Source organism: Variovorax sp. DXTD-1 (genome assembly GCF_003984625.1).
Taxonomy (GTDB): domain Bacteria; phylum Pseudomonadota; class Gammaproteobacteria; order Burkholderiales; family Burkholderiaceae_C; genus Variovorax.
Window position 1 is genome coordinate 35,880 of the sequence record NZ_RWKH01000007.1, and the last position, 20,166, is coordinate 56,045.

Sequence of the window (20,166 nt, forward strand, 5' to 3'; positions counted from 1 at the left end):
TTGAAGAGGGCCTACGCCGCTGACCCGGCGACGTATGGAGTGCCGCGTTCCTCGGCCAGCCATCCGAGCACCGGCATCGCGCCGGGCAGCACGGGCGTCACGTCCAGCGGCAGCTGCTGCCAGCGCATTTCCTGCCCTTCGCGCATTTCGAATTCGCCGCTCCAGGCCGTCACCTTGCACCAGTGCAGCCGCACCAGTGCATGCGGATAGTCGTGCTCGGTGATCTTCCAGACCTCGGCGCCCGCAATGGTGATGCCGAGTTCTTCTTGCAGTTCACGCCGCAGCGCCTGCTCGACCGTTTCACCCGCCTCGATCTTGCCGCCTGGAAACTCCCAGAAGCCCGCGTACGCCTTGCCTTCGGGGCGCGTCGACAGCAGCAATGCGTCGTCCGCTGGACGGATCAGCACGCCGACAGCCACCTCAGTGTGTTTGCGGCCCTGGGATTGCGGCTGCGCGCTCATGCGCTGGCCCTCCCCGCGTAGTCGCGCGCGAACTGGTAGGCCACGCGGCCGCTGCGCGAGCCTCGCTCGAGTGCCCATACGAGCGCCTCGGGCCGCGCCGCCTCGATGGCGGCCTCGCCGACGCCGAAGGACGACAGCCACTGCGCGACGATGGCCAGGTATTCGTTCTGGCTGAACGGATAGAAGCTGACCCACAGGCCGAAGCGCTCCGACAGCGAAATCTTCTCTTCGATCACCTCGCCGGGATGCACTTCGCCGTCCTCGGTGTGGGTGTATGACAGGTTGTCCTTCATGTATTCGGGCAGCAGGTGGCGCCGGTTGCTGGTCGCGTAGATCAGCACATTGGGCGTGGCCGCAGCGATCGAGCCGTCGAGAATCGACTTCAGCGCCTTGTAGCCCGGCTCGCCTTCGTCAAAGCTCAGGTCGTCGCTGAACACGATGAATTTCTCGGGCCGCTGCGACACCACCTCGACGATGTCCGGCAGGTCGGTCAGTTCGGCCTTGTCGACTTCGATCAGGCGCAGTCCCTGCGGTGCATAGGCCTGGAGGCAGGCACGAATGAGCGACGACTTGCCCGTGCCGCGCGCACCGGTCAGCAGCACGTTGTTGGCTGGCTTGCCTTCGACGAACTGGCGCGTGTTGCGCTCGATCTTTTCCTTCTGGACGTCGATTTCCTTCAGCGAATCGAGCGCCATTGCGGCCACATGCTTGACCGGCTCGAGCACGCCATGGCCCGAACTGCGGCGCCGATAGCGCCACGCGATCGACGCGTTCCAGTCGGCAGGTGCAGCCAGCGGCTGCGGCAAGATCGATTCGATGCGGCCGATCAGCTGCTCGGCGCGCTCGATCAGCTTCTGGAACTGCTCATTCATGACCTGTAGTCGGCGTTGATGGTCACGTAATCGTGGCTCAGGTCGCAGGTCCACACGGTCTCGCTTGCGTTCCCGCGGCCCAGGCCGATGCGCACGGTGATCTCGCTTTGCTTCATCACGCGCTGGCCGTCTTCCTCGCGGTACGACGGATTGCGTCCGCCTTTCACCGCCACGTGCACATCGTCCAGGAACAGATCAATGCCAGTCTGGTCGAGATCGGCAATGCCCGCGTAGCCCACGGCCGCCAGGATGCGGCCCAGGTTCGGGTCGCTCGCGAAGAAAGCGGTCTTGACGAGCGGCGAATGCGCCACGGCATAGGCCACTTGCTTGCACTCTTCCGGATTGCGGCCGCCCTCGACCTGGATGGTGATGAACTTGGTGGCGCCTTCACCATCGCGCACGATGGCCTGCGCGAGCTGGCGCGCCACGTTCTGCATCGCAGCCACGAGCGCTTGCCCTTCAGGCGAATCGAGCGAAGTGGTGGTTGCGTGCGCGGCCTTCTGCGTGGCGATGACCACGAACGAGTCGTTGGTCGAGGTGTCGCCGTCGATGGTCACGCGGTTGAACGAAGCGTCGGCCAGGCGCTTGGCCAGCGGCTGGACCAGCGACGGGTCGATCTTTGCGTCGGTGGCCATGAAGCCGAGCATGGTCGCCATGTTCGGGCGGATCATGCCGGCGCCCTTGCTGATGCCGGTGATGGTGACCGTGGCGCCGCCGATCTGAACCTGCTGGCTGAACGCCTTGGGAATCGTGTCGGTGGTCATGATGCCTTCGGCCGCACGCGCCCAGTGGTTCTCCGAAGCGTCGGCCAGCGCGGCGGGCAGGCCGGCTTCGATGCGGTCGACCGGCAGCGGCTCCATGATCACGCCGGTCGAGAAGGGCAGGATCTGCTCGGGTGCGATTTCGAGGTGGCGCGCCAGCGCAATGCAGGTGGAGCGCGTGCGCATCAGGCCGTCTTCGCCCGTGCCGGCATTGGCGTTGCCGGTGTTGATGACCATCGCGCGAATGCCGTAGTTGGCCGCCAGGTGGTCTCGGCAGACCTGCACCGGCGCCGCGCAGAAACGGTTCTGGGTGAACACGCCTCCGACCGCCGATCCCTCGTCGATCAGCACGACGGTCAGGTCCTTGCGGTTGGCCTTGCGCACACCCGCTTCGGCCACGCCGATGCGGACGCCGGGCACCGCGAACAAGGCGGCGGGATCAGGGGCGGACAGGTTCACGGGCATGGGAGGTTCTCTTCCGGAGTTTCTGGGTCAGCTGAGCTTGCCGTGGCACTGCTTGTACTTCTTGCCACTGCCGCAGGGGCACGGGTCGTTGCGGCCCACGCGCGCAAAGGCGGCCGCCTCGGCGCTGAGCGTGCCAAGCCCCAATCCGGCGGCGGCGATCCGGCGCTGGTTTTCCTCGTCGAGGCGAACCTCGACCTCGCCGGTTTCGGTCGGCGCGCTGTAGGTGATGTTGGATACGTTTTCGCCGCGGCTCTCGAGCGCATCCGCCGCCTGCTCGAGCTGCTCGCCCGACTGCACGCGCACCGTCATGAGCTGGCGCGTGACCTCGTTCTTGACCGAATCGAGCAGCTGGCCGAAGAGCTCGAAGGCTTCGCGCTTGTATTCCTGCTTGGGCTGCTTTTGCGCATAGCCGCGCAGGTGAATGCCCTGGCGCAGGTAGTCGAGCGAGGCCAGGTGTTCGCGCCAGTGCGTGTCGATGCTCTGCAGCAGCACCATGCGTTCGAACTGGGTGAAGTTCTCCTGGCCGATCAGCGCCACCTTGGCATCGAAGCTGTCGTTGGCGGTCTTGACCACCTTGTCGACGAGGTCGTTGTCGTCCACGGCCTCGGCCGCCTCGATGTCCTTCTTCAGGGGCATGTCGATGCCCCACTCGTTGAAAAGCGTCTTCTCGAGCCCTGCCAGGTCCCACTGTTCCTCGACCGATTCGGCCGGCACGTATTGCCGCACGAGATCGATGAAGCAGCCTTCGCGCAGCGCCGCGATCTGCGCCGTGAGGTCGGCCGCGTCGAGAATGTCGTTGCGCTGCTGGTAGATCACCTTGCGCTGGTCGTTCGACACGTCGTCGTACTCGAGCAGCTGCTTGCGAATGTCGAAGTTGCGCGCCTCGACCTTGCGCTGCGCGCTTTCGATGCTGCGCGTGACGATGCCCGCTTCGATGGCTTCGCCGTCGGGCATCTTCAGGCGATCCATGATCGCCTTCACGCGGTCGCCCGCAAAGATGCGCATCAGCGGATCGTCCAGGCTCAGGTAGAAGCGCGAAGAGCCCGGGTCGCCCTGGCGGCCCGAACGGCCACGCAGCTGGTTGTCGATGCGGCGCGACTCATGGCGCTCGGTCGCGATGATGCGCAAGCCGCCCAGCGACTTGACGAATTCATGGTCCTTGGTCCACTCGGCGCGGATGCGCGCCACCTCGGCCTCTTTCGCGGCCTCGTCGAGCGACTCGTCGTTCTCGACCGCCTCGATCATCTTCTCGATGTTGCCGCCCAGCACGATGTCGGTACCGCGCCCGGCCATGTTGGTCGCGATGGTGATCATCTTCGTGCGGCCGGCCTGCGCCACGATGTCGGCTTCGCGCGCATGCTGCTTGGCGTTGAGCACCTGGTGCGGCAGCCCCGCCTTGGTGAGCAGGCCGTCGATGATCTCGGAGTTTTCGATCGACGAGGTGCCCACCAGCACCGGCTGGCCGCGCTCGTAGCACTCGCGGATGTCCTGGATGGCCGCTTCGTACTTTTCGCGCGTGGTCTTGTAGACGCGGTCGAGCTGGTCTTCGCGCTTGCTGATGCGGTTCGGCGGAATGATGACGGTCTCGAGACCGTAGATTTCCTGGAACTCGTAGGCCTCGGTGTCGGCCGTGCCGGTCATGCCGGCCAGCTTGTTGTACAGGCGGAAGTAATTCTGGAAGGTGATCGAGGCGAGCGTCTGGTTCTCGGCCTGGATCTGCACGCCTTCCTTGGCTTCCACGGCCTGGTGCAGGCCGTCGCTCCAGCGGCGGCCGGTCATCAGGCGGCCGGTGAATTCGTCGACGATGACCACTTCGCCCTGCTGCACCACGTAATGCTGGTCGCGGTGGTACAGGTGCCGTGCACGCAGCGCCGCGTTCAAGTGGTGCATCAGCGTGATGTTCGCCGGATCGTAGAGCGAGGCGCCTTCGGGCAGCAGCTTGAATTCGCTCAAGAGCTGCTCGGCCTTCTCGTGGCCGTCTTCGGTCAGGAACACCTGGTGCGTCTTCTCGTCGACCGTGAAGTCGCCCGGCACCGTGACGCCCTCGCCCGTGCGCGGATCGGCTTCGCCTTCCTGCTTGGTCAGCAGAGGCACCACCTTGTTGATGGCCAGGTAGAGCTCGGTGTGGTCTTCGGCCTGGCCGCTGATGATCAGCGGCGTGCGGGCCTCGTCGATCAGGATGGAGTCCACCTCGTCGACGATGGCGTAGTTCAGCGCGCGCTGAACCCGGTCGCCCGGCTCGTACACCATGTTGTCGCGCAGGTAGTCGAAGCCGTATTCGTTGTTGGTGCCGTACGTGATGTCGCTCGCGTAGGCCTGTTGCTTTTCTTCGCGCGGCATCTGCGGCAGGTTGATGCCCACCGTAAGACCCAGGAAGTTGTACAGGCGGCCCATCCACTGGGCGTCGCGGTTGGCGAGGTAGTCGTTCACCGTGACCACGTGCACGCCGTTGCCCGACAGGGCATTCAGGTACACCGGCAGCGTGGCGGTCAGGGTCTTGCCTTCGCCGGTGCGCATTTCGGCGATCTTGCCGTTGTGAAGCGCCATGCCGCCGAGCAGCTGCACGTCGAAATGGCGCATTTTCATGACGCGCTTGGAGCCTTCGCGCACCGTGGCAAAAGCTTCGGGCAGCAGGGCATCGAGGGTTTCGCCCTTGGCGATGCGGTCCTTGAATTCCTGGGTCTTGGCGCGCAGCCCGTCGTCGGTGAGCTTCTCGAATTCGGGTTCCAGCGCATTGATGCGCTCCACCGTCTTGCGATACTGCTTGAGGAGCCGGTCGTTGCGACTGCCGAAAATCTGGGTCAGGAAGTTGGTTGCCATTGGCGTGGAGATGGGCGTGCACCTGACCAGGCAGGCACTGCGACCGGATTCCCTAAGATATGGTGAAAGCAGTTGGGCGCGCCTTCTTCGAATGCAAGCCTCGAAAGCAAGCGGCTCAGACCGGATCTGCCGGCGCAAGCGTCGGCAAACCGGGCATTTTAGCTGCCCTTGTCCCACCCTCCGGATTACCCATGAATCGCCGCTCCGTCCCGCCCGTCACGCTGCACCAGGCCGCCGAAGGTTCGCCGACCCTGGCGAGCCTGATTGCGCGTGCGCGTGACTCTGGCGACCGGCTGCGGGCCGTGGAGGGATTGATTCCGCCGGCCATGCGCCCGGCCGTGCAGGCAGGCCCGGCCGAAGGGGATGTGTGGTGCCTGCTGGTCAATGGCAGCGCTGCGGCCGCCAAGTTGCGCCAGCTGTCGCCCATGCTGGTCACCCGGCTGCGAAACCGGGGCTGGGACGTGAACACGATCCGGATCAAGGTCCAATCCGGGCGCTGAAAGAAAAAGGCGGCAGACCGCGCCTCCTCCCCCGGCCCTGGTCATCTCTATCCCGTCTATTGCGGCTGAAGGCCGATGTCGTGCGCCACCTTCTGCCAGCGCTCGGCCTCCGCACGCATGAAAGCCCGCAGCTCGCCCGTGGTGGAACCCTTCAGCTGCACGCCGAGGGACGTCATGCGCTCCCTCACCGACGGATGGTCCAGCGCCGCGATAGCTTCACGCCGCAGCCGCTCGATCACCTCCAGCGGCGTGGTGGCGGGCGCCACCAGCGCCCACCACTGGTCGATCTCGAGCCCCTTGAGTCCGCTTTCGGTAAGGGCGGGCACCTCCCTGAGCCCCGGAAGGCTCACGCGTTGCGCGCTCGTCACCAGGAGCGGGCGGATCCGGTTGGCACCCATCAGGCTGGAGCCGCTGGCCAGCGTTGCGAAGTGCCCGCCCACCGTACCCGCCGCCACGTCGGTGAGCGCCGGCGCCGACCCGCGGTAGGGAACCATGTTGAACTTGATCTTGGCGCGGTTCGCCAGCAGTTCGGCCGCCAGGTGGCTCACCGTGCCGGCTCCGCTGTGCGCAATGGCCGGCGGCATCGGCCGGGCAGCAGCCGTCTTGATGAAGGTCTTGAAGTCGCGGCTGTCGTCGTCCATGCCCGCAAAGAACACGAGCGGGGAGGTGCCGATCATCGTTACCGGCGTGAAGTCGCGCAGCAGGTCGTAGGGCAACCGCGCAGTCACTGCCGGCGCAATGGCGTGCGGCAACTCGACGATCGCCAGCGTGTAGCCGTCGGGCGTTGCCTTGGCTGCCGCCTCGGTGCCGATCTGTCCGGCCGCCCCGGGCCGGTTGTCGACGATCACCGAGCTGCCGAGCGTCTGGCTCATGCGCTGCGCCATGGCGCGCGCAATGGCGTCGGTGCTACCGCCCGCCGCCCACGGCACGATCAGCTTGATGGGCTTGTCGGGAAAGGCCGCCCATGCGCGCTGCGCCGTGGCGCCGAAGAGAGCGGCCGAACCGGCAGCCAGGAAGGCGCGGCGTTGCATTGCTTGCATGGTTTCGATTCCTTTGGGTAACTCGGGAGCTCAGGCGGCCTCGTTGGGCCAGCTCGGATCGCGCGAGGCGTTGGCGGTAAGCATCAGCACCACGTGGGCATCCCCAGCAATGGCGCCGCCTTCGCGCAGCTGGCGCACGGCGTCCAGCCCGCCCGCGGCGCAGAGCTCGGCACTCACGCCGGCTGCCGTGAGCTTCCGCCGCGCGGCGCGGGCCTGGTCGTCGCTGACCACCACCGCCCCTCCCCCGGAGGCGATGGCCGCCTGCCACTGCAAGAAGGTCACCGTGGACCCGGCGGTGGAAAACTGCGCGGTGTGGCCGGGATACGCGCCGTTGAGTGCGCCGCCCGCCAGCACGCGCGAGAGGCGCGCAAAAGGCTCCACCAGCCAGAGCCGCGGCAGGCGCGCAATGCGTCCGGCGGCCAGAAGATCGCGAAAGCCCGCGTGGATGCCCCACGCCAGGTCGCCCCGCGCCGTCGGAATCACGATGTGATCGGGCAGGCCGCCCTCGTTCAGGCACTCCAGGGCGATGGGCTTGTAGCCTTCGATTGCCAGCGGCGCGCTGCCCAATGCGGGCAGGCGGTAGTTCGTCAGCGCGAAATAGCCCGCATGTTGTGAGCGCTCACGCACAAACGCCCACCGCCCGGCGTTGTCGGCAAAGGTGTATCGCCGGGCACCGAGGGCGTCGAGCTGCCGTGCATAGGCGGCCGGCAGGCCTTCATAGGTTGCCACTTCGCAACCCAGGCCCGCGGCCCAGGCGTAGTGCGCCGCGGAAATCGCGGCGTTGCCCGACGAGGCCAGCACCAGCGTGTGGGCACCGAAGTCCAGCGCCTGGGCCACACCTACGGCCGTCATGCGGTCCTTGTGCGAGCCGGTGGGGTTGGACGATTCGTCCTTCAGCGCAAGGCGCGCCACGCCGAACTCGCGCGCCAGTTCCGGCATCTCGAGCAGCGGCGTGCCGCCCTCGCCCAGCGTGAACCCTGGCGTGTAAGGCATGGGCAGCGGGCCGCCGCTCTCGGGCAGGTAGCTGGCACGCAAGCCGGCGTGGACGCCCGTGGCACGGCAGGCCGGGCAGCCGTCGTTCGCCAGGGTGAGCGGATAAGGAGCCTCGCAGCGCAGGCAACGAAAGCCCTGCAAGCGGGGGTTTCTCACCGGCTGCGGCGGGCGTGCCCGCGCGGTGCCCGGCGAATCGGCGGGCAGCTCGGAAGGCGAGGCGAACTTGAAGTGCATGACGGGCGCGGGCATGTTTCAGGCGGTCTGGGGTAGGAAGTCGTGCCTAAATCTTAGGCATCTACAAATAAAATCATCTAGCTTGAAATACTCAAGCGATAAGAAAACTTATCGATGCGCTTCACCGAAATAGAGACCTTCCGTGCCCTGATGCGCGCCGGCTCCACCCGCAAGGCCGCGGCGCTCCTGCATGTGACGCAGCCCGCCATCAGCCAGTCGCTCAAGCGGCTCGAGGCGCAGGCCGGCATGGTCCTGTTCCAGCGCACAGGGGGTCGGCTGGTGCCCACGCCCGAGGCGCGCGCGCTGTTGACGGAAGTCGAGCGAGTCTTCATCGGCATGGAAGCCATCGAGCACCGCATGCGCAGCCTGCGCGACTTCGGCACCAACCAGCTCGAACTCAGCTGCTATCCGGCTTTTGGGCTGGGCTTCATGCCGCGTGCGCTGGCGCGCCTGAAGGCGCAGCGCGGCGACAGCCCTTGGCCGCAGGTGTCGTTGCAGGTGCTCAGCTCCAAGGACGTGCGCGACCGCGTGGCCAAGGGCATTTCCGATTTCGGCCTGATGGCCGACGAACTGTCGCTCGAAGGCATCGACCACTCGACCTTCGCGCGCTTTCCCGGCGTGGTCGTGATGCCGCAAGGCCACGCGCTGGCACGGTTCAAGCGCATCGAGCCGGAGCAGCTTGCACAAGTGCCTTTCCTGGCGCTGAACCCCGAGGATCCTTCCCACCGCGGACTCGAAGCCGCGCTTGCCGAACGCGGCGTCGCGCTCCGGGTGATGGTGCAGACGCCCTACGCGGCCAGCGTGTGCGAAATGGCCCTGCGCGGACTGGGTGTGGGACTCGTCAACCCGATCACCGCGCTCGACTACGCCGAACGCGGACTCGTGGTGCGCCGCCTCTCAGTCGACGTGTTCTTTTTATGCGTGCTGGCCATGCCAGCAGGCAAGGTGCTTTCGACCACCGCCCGCGACTTTCTTTCGCTCATGCGTCGGCAACTGGCGGAAGACGAAAAACGCATTCAGCGCTATTTGCGCTGATCCCGGCCGGCTACTTACTTCCAGCCGAACTCGTGGTTGAGCCCCACGACGAAGCCGTTCACGCCGCGGGAGCCCGCCCCGGTGCGTGAAGCGCTCACGTCCAGGCTGATCTGCGGCGTGAGGCCGAAGCGCCAGCCGATGCGCGAAGTCCAGACGCCCGTTGCGCGGCTGCGCTCTGCGATCAGCGAGACCTTGTCATCGAGCGCCCATTCCGCCGCCAGCCCGCCGCGCGGCGTGCGCGCGCCGGTGCCTGTGGCCCAGTCGGCGCCGATGTTGGCGTGGAGCTGCAGGCGATCCAGCGGGCGCCAGGTGACCGGCAGCACCAGTTGTCCGCCGGCACGGCCGCCGCGCGTCACGTCGAACACGGCGCCGAGCGCAATTGCCGCGCTCAGCGGCGCATCGGCCGCCAGCCCGAAGAAGTTCCATTTGAGCTGCGGCCCCACGGTGACCGAATGCATGCGCTCCACCGAGAGCCGCTCGATGTTCAGCCCGAGTTCGACGGGCCCGACTCGGCAGGACGGGCCGGCATGCAGCACCGTCACCGGCTCTGGGCCGGTACGGCCCCACCAGGCTTCGTACTGGCAGCGGCCCGCATCGAGCGTGCCGGCATCGTCGACGTCGAAATGGCCGGCGGCTTGAACACCCGCGCTCGTCAGGGCGCAGGCCGCTAGGGGCAACCACGCAAGTCGGGGCCGTCGAATCGTTGTTGTGAATCTGTTTTTCTTCATCGCCTGCATCCCGGGACCGGGCATTCTAGGGACGGCGAAAGTCGCCGCGGTGACGCCGCAGCGCCCCCACCGATTGCCTCAGATCTCGAACTGCGGCTGCAGCTCGCGGATGCGCTTGATGGCCACGCCGGCGGCGGCCGTGCGCGTCTCCACGCCGAGCTTCACGTACACCCGCTCCAGGTGCTTCTTGGCCGTGGCGGGGCTGCTGCCGAGAATCTCGCCGATGTCCTTGTTGGTCTTGCCTTTCACCACCCAATAGAGCACCTCGGCCTCGCGCGCCGTGAGCTTCAGGCTCAGGCTCATGGCCTCGATCACGCCCGTGTCCGAAATCTCGCGCATGACGATCATCCATTCGTCGCCATCGTCGTCCTGCCCGGTCTGCCGGTGCAGGCGAAGGCTGAGGCTGCTTGCGCTTGAGGTGGTCCCGGCGCTCTTCACGATGGATAGCGCCGGCGGCTCGATGCCCCGCTCCCTCGCGTCGGGCGCATGGCGGCGTAGCCACTCGAGCACCTCGGGCGGTGTTTCGGGCGCACGGGTGTCGCAATAGCGCTGCAGCAGGTCGCGCGCGAGCGCCGTCTGCCAGATCAGCCGGCCCTCGGGCAGGCGCACGGTAATGCTGGCATAGCCGAAGGCATCGAGCGCATTGCGGGCCTGACCGGCCTGGCGCGCGTCCTGCCGCGCACGTCGGGCGCCCTGCAGGTGCACGTTCATGCGCGCCAGCACCTCCTTGGGCTTGATCGGCTTGGTGACGTAGTCGACTCCGCCCGCCTCGAGCGCGGCCACCAGATGCTCGGTTTCGGTGAGTCCGGTCATGAACACGATGGGAATGTGCGCTGTCGCAGCATCGGCCTTGAGCCGGCGCGCCACCTCGAAACCGTCGATGCCCGGCATCATCGCGTCGAGCAGCACGATGTCGGGGCGGGCCTGCGCGGCGCGCTGCAGCGCCTGTTCGCCGTTGGTGGCAATGAGCACCGTGTAGCCGGATTCGTCCAGCGCGTCGTGCAGCACCGCGAGGTTATCGGGCACGTCGTCGACGATCAGCACCAGGTCGCTGTTGGCGCCCTGTTCGCGCAACGTTTTCGCAAGCGGTGTGGTTTCCATGGGGTCGATGTTCGCCGCAAATTTTCAGGCCGCACTCACGGCCGCGGCAAGCGCGCGGCCCATGGCCTCGAACTGGAACTGGCGGGCGAGCACGCGTTGCGCTTCGGTCCATGCCTTGCATTCGGGCTCTTCGGCATCGATCTCGTCGAGCTGGTTCATGATGCCGCGAAAGTAGCCCAGGCTCACGGCTTCGTCGAGTGCGCGCAGCCTCGAAAGCGAAGGCGCCTGCACGACGCGCGGCGCGGCTGCGGGCTGCGGCTTGGCGGCCGTGTCCGTCCATTGCAGGCCGAGCCGCCGCTCTAGCCAGTCGAGCAGCTCTGAGTGCCGCACCGGCTTGACGAAGAAATCTTCGGGCGCAATGCCCACGTCGTTCTCCAGCCCCTTGTCGAAGGCATTGGCCGAAACGATGGCCACCGGCGCATCGGTCAGACCGAGTTTGCGCGCCCGGCGGATCGTCTCCCAGCCGTCGATGCCCGGCATGGCCAGGTCGACGAACATCGCGTCCGGCCGGTAGCCGGCTGCGATGAGGTCGAGCGCGTCGTGCCCGCTTGCGGCGGTGCGCAGGCCAAAGCCGAGCGGCGCCAGCACGTGGCCGAGCAGATCGCGGTCCGCCTCTTCGTTGTCGACCACCAGCAGTTGCCGGCGGCGCCCTTCGTAGCCGCGCCGCGCGCGCTGCGCCGGGGCGGCGCGGCCCAAGGCGCCTACGGTCTCGTGCACGCGCGGCAGGAAGAGCCGCACGCAGAACAGCGAGCCCTCCGCGGGCGTGCTGCTCACCTTCATCTCGCCGCCCATCAGGTCGGTCAGCATCTTGGCGATGGTGAGGCCGAGCCCCGCACCGGGCGTTGCGGCCGCGGCCGCATCGCCGCGCGTGAAGGGTTCGAAGATGCGTTCGATGTCTTCGGCCGTCATGCCGGGCCCGGTGTCTTCTATTTCGACCGAGGCGAACTCGCGTGCGTATGAAAGCCGCAGCGTTACCTCGCCCGCGGTGGTGAACTTGATCGCGTTGCCCAGCAGGTTGATGAGGATCTGGCACACCCGCTTTTCGTCGGCGCGCACCACCTCGGGCAAGGTTCCCGTCGTCTCGAAGCGGAAGCGCAGGCCCTTTTCGGCCGCCTGCAGCTCGAACATGTCGGCCAGCTCGCGCAGGGTGTCGGCAAAGCGCATCGGCCTGGCATGCAGGGTGAGCTTGCCGGCCTCGATGTGGGCAATGGCCAGCGTGCCCTCGATGAGCGACAGCAGGTGCTCGCCGCCCCGCTTGATCACCGCCACCGCCTGCTGGCGGTGCGGCGGCACCGATTGGTCTTCGCCCATCAACTGCGCATAGCCGAGGATGCTGTTGAGCGGCGTGCGCAGTTCGTGGCTGATGGCGCTGATGTAGCGGCTCTTGGCCTGGTTGGCCTGGTCGGCCGCGCGGCGGGCCTCTTCGGCCGCAAGCTTCGCCTGCTCCGCGACTTCGCGCGCCTCTTCCGCGGTCTGCTTGGCCGACTGCAGTGCCCGGTCGGTGGCGCGGTGCAGCTCGATTTCGCGCATCAGCAGATGGGTCTGGCGGTTCGATTCTTCCTGCGCGACCTTGCGGCTCTGGTGCGCCAGCACCAGCCACCAGGCCACCACGCCCGCGATCACGAGCAGCGCCATGTACGCCTTGAGAAAGCCCGAGCGCAGCGACGACTGCTGCACGCCTGCCAGCGCCTCGGCGAGCTCCGACTGCGATGCGAGCTGCAGCGCGCTTTCGCCCAGCGCACGCAGCTCCTGCTGGTAAAGCACGCCGAACACCACGGCCAGCACCGGCACGATGATCAGCATCAGCAGCAGGAAATGCCCGAGCCCCGTGTCGAGATAACGCCAGCTGAGGCGCGGCAGCAGCCAGCGCAGCGCCGACGACCACTGCGCCGAAAGGCTCGCGTGCGGCTTGCACAAATCGCCGCAGCGCGCATCGAGCGTGCAGCACAGCGAGCAGATCGCCCCTTGGTAGGCGGGGCAATGGGCCATGTCCGGCCCCTCGTATTCGCGCTCGCAGATCACGCAGTGCTGCACCTTGAGCCGCTGGTAGCTGCCATCGGCGCCGCGCTCGTCCACATCATTCTCGACACGCGCCCAGCGAACCGCCCGCGGGCCCTCGGCCGGGACAAAGGCGACCGCGCCATTGCCGGCCGAACCGCGCGCCAGGTAGTACTTGCCGTCGGTCGCCCAAGCGATCAGCGGCGAAACCACCAGCGCCGTGCCAAGCGCAATGAGCGCCGAGAAAGCCTGCGCCAGCGGCCCGAAGACGCCGAGGTGTGCGGTGATCGAAAGCAGCGAAGCCAGCGCCATCGCACCGACGCCCACGGGGTTGATGTCCCACAGGTGCGCCCGCTTGAACTCGATGCCTGGCGGCGACAGGCCCAGCGGCTTGTTGATGACCAGGTCGGCCACCACAGCCATCATCCAGGCGATGGCGATGTTGGCGAACAGGCCGAGCACGTCGCCCAGCGCCTCGAACACGTTCATCTCCATCAGCATGAAGGCGATGAGCGCGTTGAACACCACCCACACCACCCGCCCCGGGTGGCTGTGCGCCACGCGCGAGAAGAAATTGCTCCACGCCAGCGAGCCCGCATACGCGTTCGTCACGTTGATCTTGAGCTGCGAAATCACCACGAACAGCGCTGTCGCGGCCACGGCCCAGCCGTAGTTCGGAAACACGTATTCATAGGCCGCCAGGTACATCTGGTTGGGATCGACCGCGCGCTCGACCGGCACCATGTGCGTGATGGCCAGGTAGGCCAGCAGTGCGCCGCCCAGCATCTTGAGCACGCCCAGCACCACCCAGCCGGGCCCGCCGGCCAGCACGCCCGCCCACCAGCGCCGGGCGCTCACGGCGGTGCGCGCGGGCATGAAGCGCAGGTAGTCGGCCTGCTCCCCCATTTGGGTGATCAACGCGATGCCGACCGTGAGCGCAGCGCCAAACAGGTGCAGATCGAAACCTTTCGCACCCGATTTCACACCGTTGTAGTGCACGATGCCGGCAAACGCACCAGGATCGCGCACCAACACGAAAACGAAAGGCACCACCAGCATCACCAGCCACAGCGGCTGGGTCCAAAGCTGCAGCCGGCTGATGGCCGACACGCCGTGAGTGACCAGCGGAATTACCACCAGCGCGCACACCAGGTAGCCCCAGACTGGCGGCACGCCCAGCGCCAGTTCGAGCGCATAGGCCATCACCGCCGCCTCGAGCGCGAAGAAGATGAAGGTGAACGACGCGTAGATGAGCGAAGTAAGCGTGGAGCCGATATAGCCGAAGCCCGCGCCGCGCGTGAGCAGGTCCATGTCGACGCCGTAGCGCGCGGCATACACGCTGATCGGCAGGCCCGCCAGGAAGATGATGAGGCCCGTCACCACGATGGCCCAGAACGCATTGGCGAAACCGTATTGCACCAGCAGCGTGGCGCCCACCGCCTCCAGTATGAGAAAGGACGCCGCGCCGAAAGCCGTGTTGGCCACCCGCCATTCGGACCATTTGCGAAAGCGCTGCGGCGTGTAGCGCAGCGCGTAGTCCTCGAGCGTTTCGCTCGCCACCCAGCTGTTGTAGTCGCGCCGCACCTTGACGATGCGCTGCGGCGCGTCGTCGGGGGTGGTGGAAGTCTCGGCGGGGTTCACACCGTTTCGGTGCAGCTTTCGTGCCATCCATACGTCTTTTGGCGAACACCGGCACGACTGTTGCAAAGCCGAAGCCTGCCCAATAATGGCCGACCTCCACGCACCCGACGCCGCCCTCCCATGGAACTGACCCCGCGCGAAAAAGACAAGCTGCTGATCTTCACCGCAGCACTGCTGGCCGAACGCCGCAAGGCGCGGGGGCTGAAGCTCAACTACCCCGAAGCCGTCGCGCTGATCTCCGCTGCCGTCATGGAAGGTGCCCGCGACGGAAAGAGCGTTGCGGCGCTCATGAGCGAAGGCCGCACCGTGCTCACCCGCGCCGACGTGATGGACGGCATCGCCGAGATGATTCCGGACATCCAGGTGGAAGCCACCTTTCCCGACGGCACCAAGCTGGTCACCGTCCACCAACCCATCGTCTGACTCTTTTCCAGAACAAGAAAGCCCTGTCATGCGCCACAACGCTTCCAAGACTCTCGCCCTCCTTGCCATGCTGCTGCCGCTCGCGGCCAGCGCCCACACCGGTGCCGACGGCGGCGTGCACCACGGCTTCACCACCGGCTTTCTGCACCCGCTCACGGGTGCGGACCACCTCGCTGCCATGGTCGCGGTCGGACTCTGGAGCGCGCTGGCCGCGCGCCGCGCCTGGCCCGATCTGCTGTGGGCGCCCCTGGCTTTCGCGGGCATGCTGCTCGTGGGCGCGCTGATGGGGCTGGCAGGCGTGCAGCTGCCGGCGGTCGAACCGATGATCGCGGCTTCGCTGCTCGTGCTGGGCCTGCTGGTTGCAACGCGCACCCACCTGCCGGCCGCGGTAGCCGCGGCGGTGGTGGGCGTGTTCGCCATCTTCCACGGCGTGGCGCACGGCCACGAACTCGCGAGCGGACAGGGTGCGGCATTGACCCTGGCCGGCATGGTCGGCGCGACCGTGCTGCTGCACCTCGCGGGCATCGGGCTCGGCTGGGCGCTGCGCCATGCCAATGCCTGGCTGCCGCGGGTGGCAGGCGCCGCGGTGGTGGCGCTGGGCGCGACGCTGCTCTCGCAGGCCGTCTGAAAGGCGCCGCGACACCATGATTCCCGGCGAACTTTTTACCGACGACGGCGAGCACACGCTCAACCCTGGCCGCCGCACGCTCACGCTGGTGGTGCAGAACACCGCCGACCGGCCGATCCAGGTCGGCTCGCACTATCACTTCGCCGAGACCAACGGCGCGCTCGGCTTCGACCGCGAGGCCGCGCGCGGCATGCGGCTCAACATCGCCTCTGGCGCGGCGGTGCGCTTCGAGCCGGGGCAGCAGCGCACAGTCGAGCTGGTCGACTTTTCGGGCGACCGCGTCGTCTACGGCTTTCGCGGCCTCGTTCAAGGAAAGCTCTAAGCCATGGCAACGATCGGAAGGCGTGCATACGCCGAGATATTCGGCCCGACCGTGGGTGACCGGGTTCGTCTTGCGGACACCGACCTGCTGATCGAGGTCGAAGCCGACTACACCCTGCGCGCCGGCGGCTACGGCGAAGAGGTGAAGTTCGGCGGCGGCAAGACCATTCGCGACGGCATGGCCCAATCGCAGCGCACGCGCGACGGCAAGGGCAGCGGACCGACCGCCGGCGGCGCCGTCGACACCGTGCTGACGAACGCGCTGATCCTCGACCACTGGGGCATCGTCAAGGCCGACATCGGCCTGAAGGGCGGCCGCATCGCCGCCATCGGCAAGGCCGGCAACCCCGACGTACAGCCGGGCGTGGACATCGCCATCGGCCCGGGCACCGAGATCATCAGTTGCGAAGGCAACATCGTCACCGCCGGCGGCATCGACAGCCACATCCACTTCATCTGCCCGCAGCAAATCGAGGAAGCGCTTGCTTCGGGCGTGACCACCATGCTGGGCGGCGGCACGGGTCCGGCCACCGGCACGTTCGCGACCACGGCCACTCCCGGCCCGTGGCACATCGAACGCATGCTGCAGGCGGCCGACGCGTTCCCCATGAACCTGGGCTTTCTCGGCAAAGGCAACGCCAGCCTGCCCGATGCGCTGCACGAGCAGATCGAGGCCGGCGTCATGGGCCTGAAGCTGCACGAAGACTGGGGCACCACGCCCTCGGCCATCAGCAACTGCCTGGACGTGGCCGACGCCACCGACACGCAGGTTGCGATCCACAGCGACACGCTCAACGAATCGGGCTTTGTCGAGAACACCATTGCCGCCGTGGGCGGCCGCTCGATCTGCGCCTTTCACACCGAAGGCGCGGGCGGCGGGCATGCCCCCGACATCCTGCGCGTGGTGGGCGAGGAGAACTTTCTCCCCTCTTCCACCAACCCCACCATGCCCTACACCGTGAACACGCTCGACGAACACGTCGACATGCTCATGGTGTGCCACCACCTGGACGCCGGCATTGCCGAAGACCTGGCCTTTGCCGAGTCGCGCATCCGCAAGGAAACCATTGCCGCCGAAGACGTGCTGCACGACCTGGGCGCCATCAGCATGTTCAGCTCCGACAGCCAGGCCATGGGCCGCGTCGGCGAGGTGGTGCTGCGCTGCTGGCAAACGGCGCACAAGATGAAGCTGCAGCGCGGCAAGCTGCCGGAAGACAACGAGCGCAACGACAACTTCCGCGCCAGGCGCTACGTGGCCAAGTACACGATCAACCCCGCCATTGCGCACGGCATTGCGCATGAGGTGGGCTCGCTCGAAGTGGGCAAGTGGGCCGACATCGTCATCTGGAAGCCGGCCTTCTTCGGGGTGAAGCCCTTCACCCTCATCAAGGGCGGCACCATCGCCATGGCCGCCATGGGCGACCCCAACGCGTCGATTCCCACGCCGCAGCCGGTGCACTACCGCCCGATGTTCGGCAGCTACGGCGGCTCGCTCGCCAAAAGCTCGCTCACTTTCGTTTCGCAGGCCGGGCTGGCCGCGGGCATCAAGGAACGCTACGGCCTGGCCAAGCACCTCAGCGCAGTAAAGAACATCCGCAACGTGCGCAAGAAAGACCTGATCCACAACAGCTACGCGCCGAAGATGGAGATCGATGCGCAGACCTATGCGGTGCGCGCCGACGGACATCTGCTGACCTGCGACCCGGCGGTGCAGTTGCCGCTGACGCAGCGGTATTTCCTGTTCTGAAGCGGAGCCGGTAGGGCCTTGAAGCGGCCCCCGGCGCCCGCTTGACAGGCTGCGTATCCTCGAAGGTATTCATCCCGTCGCTTCACGCCCCCGAGGCGCCCATTCGCACCATGCTCATCGCCAACAAACTCATGCCCCAGGGCCGCGGCCTCGCGCCCGTTCTGCTGAAGCGCGCCGCCACCATCGAACTCGACTGGGACGTGCGCCAGAAAAGCCGTTTCGACGCCACCGATTCGCAGGGCCGGCAGATCGGCGTGTTCCTGCCGCGCGGCACTGCGGTGCGCGGCGGCGACGTGCTGGTGGCCGAAGACGGCTCGCTGGTCCGCGTGATCGCCGCGCCGCAACCGGTGCTGCGCATCACGCATTGCACGGCCCACGGCACCTCGTTCGACCTGACGCGCGCGGCCTATCACCTGGGCAACCGGCATGTACCGATCGAGCTGAAGCCCGACCACCTAAAGATCGAACCCGACCACGTGCTGGCCGACATGCTGCGCTCGATGCACCTGATCGTCGTCGCGGTCGAGGAAGCGTTCGAGCCTGAGGGCGGCGCTTATGGATCACACGAGCATTCGCACGGCGCTGGCCACAGCCATGACCACGCGCACGACCATGGTCACTCGCATGCAAAAGGCCCCAAGCCGCTGGTGCTTGCACCGGAGCTGCTCGACGACCATGGCCATGCGTAACTCGGGGTGTTCAGGGCGCGCACCCGCCGACGGGGTACCTTGCTCCGCGAATGTCCCCCGGCCTGCGGCCTCCTCCTTTATTTCGCTGCGCAAGGCACCCCATCGACGGGAGCGTTATGAACAGTGGTCGTTGATCGGTCGAGCGCCAGCAGCGTGCCCAAGTGCACAGGGCATCGGGTGCTCCGCGCAGCGAAATAAAGGAGGAGCCGAAGGCGGGGGACATTCGCGGAGGGGAGTACCCGGCGGCCTTTGCACACGCCCTGAACAACAGCGCGCCACCAAGCAGCGCCAAACGAACAGCTGACATGCCCGACGCACAAAGCCTCCTTCAGCTCATCTGGCTAGCATCCCCGGCCCTCCCCGTGGGCGGCTTTTCCTATTCAGAAGGCGTCGAAGCAGCCGTCGAATGGGCCGGCATCGATTCGGAATCAAAAGCCATCGAGTGGCTCTCCGACCAGCTGTACCTGAGCTTCGCACGCGCCGACCTCGCGCTGGTAGCGCAAGCCATTCCTGCGTGGCGCGCGGACGATGCCCCGCGCATCCACGAACTCAACCGCTGGGTGGTGACAACGCGCGAATCGGCCGAGTTCTTCCTGCAGACCGAACAGATGGGCCGCTCGTTCGTCGAATGGCTCAAGCTGCACCACGCAGACACAGCCGAGGTCTTCGCAGACCTGCCCGCGACCTACCCCATCGCCTTTGCCTTTGCCGCAAGCCGCACCGGTGCCTCGGTGCACGACGGCTGCCTTGCCTTCGCCTTCGGCTGGGCCGAGAACATGGTGGCCGCGGCAGTCAAGGCCGTGCCGCTCGGCCAGAGCGCGGGCCAGCGCATTCTTGCCCGGCTCGCAAATGAAATTCCCTCCGCCGTCGAGCGCGCCATGCAGCTCGATGACCACGAGCGCCAGGCCTTTGCACCCCTCTTGGCCGTGTTGTCGGCACGCCATGAAACACAATACTCGCGCCTCTTCAGAAGCTGACCGAAACGGACCTTTGCCATGACCTCCGCCCTGCACCACATTCCCCATCGCACCAAGAAACTTCCGCCGCTGCGCGTGGGCATCGGCGGTCCGGTCGGCTCGGGCAAGACCACCCTGCTCGAAATGCTCTGCAAGGCGATGCGCGACAAGTACGACCTTGTTGCCATCACCAACGACATCTACACCAAGGAAGACCAGCGCCTGCTTACCGTGGCCGGCGCCTTGCCCGCCGAGCGCATCATGGGCGTGGAAACCGGCGGCTGCCCGCACACCGCCATCCGCGAAGACGCGTCGATCAACCTAGAGGCCATCGACCGCATGCTCGAGGACTTTCCCGATGCCGACGTGGTGTTCGTCGAATCGGGCGGGGACAACCTTGCAGCCACCTTCAGCCCAGAACTGTCGGACCTGACCATCTACGTGATCGACGTGGCGGCCGGCGAGAAGATTCCGCGCAAGGGCGGCCCCGGCATCACCAAGAGCGATTTGTTCGTCATCAACAAGACCGATCTCGCGCCGTACGTGGGCGCGAACCTCGACGTGATGGAGCAGGACACGCAGCGCATGCGCCGCCAGCGGCCGTACGTGATGACCAACCTCAAGACCCATACCGGCGTGGCCGAGGTGGTCGCCTTCATCGAGAAGCGCGGCATGCTCACCGCCGACTGACCTCCGCGCGTCGTTGGTAGCCGTGCCGCCCTTGCGTCGGCATCGGATGACACGCGCATGCGC

The 20,166-nt window shown here is 66.8% G+C and carries 18 protein-coding genes; 9 read left to right on the plus strand and 9 right to left on the minus strand.

What is annotated here, in order from left to right; translation table 11 throughout:
* Positions 1-11: 11 nt before the first annotated feature.
* Genes mutT through secA form a run of 4 tightly spaced genes read right to left on the minus strand, consistent with a single transcriptional unit; the run spans position 12 to position 5,379 of the window.
* Positions 12-461, minus strand: a complete 450-nt coding sequence (gene mutT, locus EJI00_RS08250; protein WP_126746985.1) for an 8-oxo-dGTP diphosphatase MutT — start codon at positions 459-461, stop codon at positions 12-14.
* Positions 458-1,333: an ATP-binding protein gene (locus tag EJI00_RS08255; protein WP_126746986.1), complete on the minus strand. Its 876-nt coding sequence runs from the start codon at positions 1,331-1,333 to the stop codon at positions 458-460. Before EJI00_RS08255 ends, mutT begins: the two co-directional genes overlap by 4 nt.
* On the minus strand, positions 1,330-2,559 hold the full coding sequence (argJ, locus tag EJI00_RS08260) for a bifunctional glutamate N-acetyltransferase/amino-acid acetyltransferase ArgJ (protein ID WP_126746987.1): 1,230 nt from the start codon (positions 2,557-2,559) through the stop codon (positions 1,330-1,332). The genes EJI00_RS08255 and argJ overlap by 4 nt, the downstream gene beginning before the upstream one ends.
* A 27-nt stretch (positions 2,560-2,586) precedes the next feature.
* Complete coding sequence (gene secA, locus EJI00_RS08265) at positions 2,587-5,379, minus strand: preprotein translocase subunit SecA (protein ID WP_126746988.1); 2,793 nt, start codon at positions 5,377-5,379, stop codon at positions 2,587-2,589.
* Positions 5,380-5,570: 191 nt separating this feature from the next.
* On the opposite strand from secA, the gene EJI00_RS08270 reads away from it, so the two are divergent.
* Positions 5,571-5,879 carry a hypothetical protein gene (locus EJI00_RS08270; RefSeq protein WP_126746989.1) on the plus strand — a complete coding sequence of 103 codons (309 nt, stop codon included), beginning with the start codon at positions 5,571-5,573 and terminating at the stop codon, positions 5,877-5,879.
* Positions 5,880-5,935: 56 nt separating this feature from the next.
* On the opposite strand, the gene EJI00_RS08275 is transcribed toward EJI00_RS08270, so the two are convergent.
* Both EJI00_RS08275 and EJI00_RS08280 read right to left on the minus strand, forming a co-directional pair.
* Positions 5,936-6,919, minus strand: a complete 984-nt coding sequence (locus tag EJI00_RS08275) for a Bug family tripartite tricarboxylate transporter substrate binding protein (RefSeq protein ID WP_126746990.1) — start codon at positions 6,917-6,919, stop codon at positions 5,936-5,938.
* Between the two features lie 30 nt (positions 6,920-6,949).
* Complete coding sequence (locus tag EJI00_RS08280; protein ID WP_126746991.1) at positions 6,950-8,161, minus strand: pyridoxal-phosphate dependent enzyme; 1,212 nt, start codon at positions 8,159-8,161, stop codon at positions 6,950-6,952.
* A 99-nt stretch (positions 8,162-8,260) separates the two neighbouring features.
* On the opposite strand from EJI00_RS08280, the gene EJI00_RS08285 reads away from it, so the two are divergent.
* Positions 8,261-9,181 carry a LysR substrate-binding domain-containing protein gene (locus tag EJI00_RS08285; protein WP_126746992.1) on the plus strand — a complete coding sequence of 307 codons (921 nt, stop codon included), beginning with the start codon at positions 8,261-8,263 and terminating at the stop codon, positions 9,179-9,181.
* A gap of 14 nt (positions 9,182-9,195) precedes the next feature.
* Here EJI00_RS08285 and EJI00_RS08290 read toward each other — a convergent pair whose 3' ends face one another.
* From EJI00_RS08290 to EJI00_RS08300, 3 genes are all read right to left on the minus strand, one after another.
* Positions 9,196-9,858, minus strand: a complete 663-nt coding sequence (locus EJI00_RS08290; protein WP_260590537.1) for a hypothetical protein — start codon at positions 9,856-9,858, stop codon at positions 9,196-9,198.
* A gap of 129 nt (positions 9,859-9,987) precedes the next feature.
* Positions 9,988-11,010 carry a response regulator transcription factor gene (locus EJI00_RS08295; protein WP_126746993.1) on the minus strand — a complete coding sequence of 341 codons (1,023 nt, stop codon included), beginning with the start codon at positions 11,008-11,010 and terminating at the stop codon, positions 9,988-9,990.
* 24 nt (positions 11,011-11,034) lie between these two features.
* The gene (locus tag EJI00_RS08300; protein WP_260590538.1) at positions 11,035-14,676 is read right to left on the minus strand and encodes an ATP-binding protein; all 3,642 of its coding nucleotides are present in this window, start codon (positions 14,674-14,676) and stop codon (positions 11,035-11,037) included.
* Positions 14,677-14,769: 93 nt separating this feature from the next.
* Between EJI00_RS08300 and EJI00_RS08305 the strand changes: the two genes are divergently transcribed.
* The 7 genes from EJI00_RS08305 (at position 14,770) to ureG (ending at position 20,103) form a co-directional block, all read left to right on the plus strand.
* A complete protein-coding gene (locus tag EJI00_RS08305) occupies positions 14,770-15,072 on the plus strand; it encodes an urease subunit gamma (RefSeq protein WP_015867014.1) in 303 nt (100 codons plus the stop codon).
* Between the two features lie 28 nt (positions 15,073-15,100).
* Positions 15,101-15,700, plus strand: a complete 600-nt coding sequence (locus EJI00_RS08310) for a HupE/UreJ family protein (RefSeq protein ID WP_126746994.1) — start codon at positions 15,101-15,103, stop codon at positions 15,698-15,700.
* Between the two features lie 16 nt (positions 15,701-15,716).
* Positions 15,717-16,022, plus strand: a complete 306-nt coding sequence (locus EJI00_RS08315) for an urease subunit beta (protein ID WP_126746995.1) — start codon at positions 15,717-15,719, stop codon at positions 16,020-16,022.
* A 3-nt stretch (positions 16,023-16,025) separates the two neighbouring features.
* Positions 16,026-17,768, plus strand: coding sequence for an urease subunit alpha (gene ureC, locus EJI00_RS08320; protein ID WP_126746996.1), 1,743 nt, complete (start codon positions 16,026-16,028; stop codon positions 17,766-17,768).
* A 110-nt stretch (positions 17,769-17,878) separates the two neighbouring features.
* Positions 17,879-18,457: an urease accessory protein UreE gene (gene ureE, locus EJI00_RS08325; protein ID WP_126746997.1), complete on the plus strand. Its 579-nt coding sequence runs from the start codon at positions 17,879-17,881 to the stop codon at positions 18,455-18,457.
* 305 nt (positions 18,458-18,762) lie between these two features.
* Positions 18,763-19,434, plus strand: a complete 672-nt coding sequence (locus EJI00_RS08330; protein WP_126746998.1) for an urease accessory protein UreF — start codon at positions 18,763-18,765, stop codon at positions 19,432-19,434.
* An 18-nt stretch (positions 19,435-19,452) separates the two neighbouring features.
* Positions 19,453-20,103: an urease accessory protein UreG gene (gene ureG, locus EJI00_RS08335; protein WP_015867022.1), complete on the plus strand. Its 651-nt coding sequence runs from the start codon at positions 19,453-19,455 to the stop codon at positions 20,101-20,103.
* Positions 20,104-20,166: the final 63 nt, after the last annotated feature.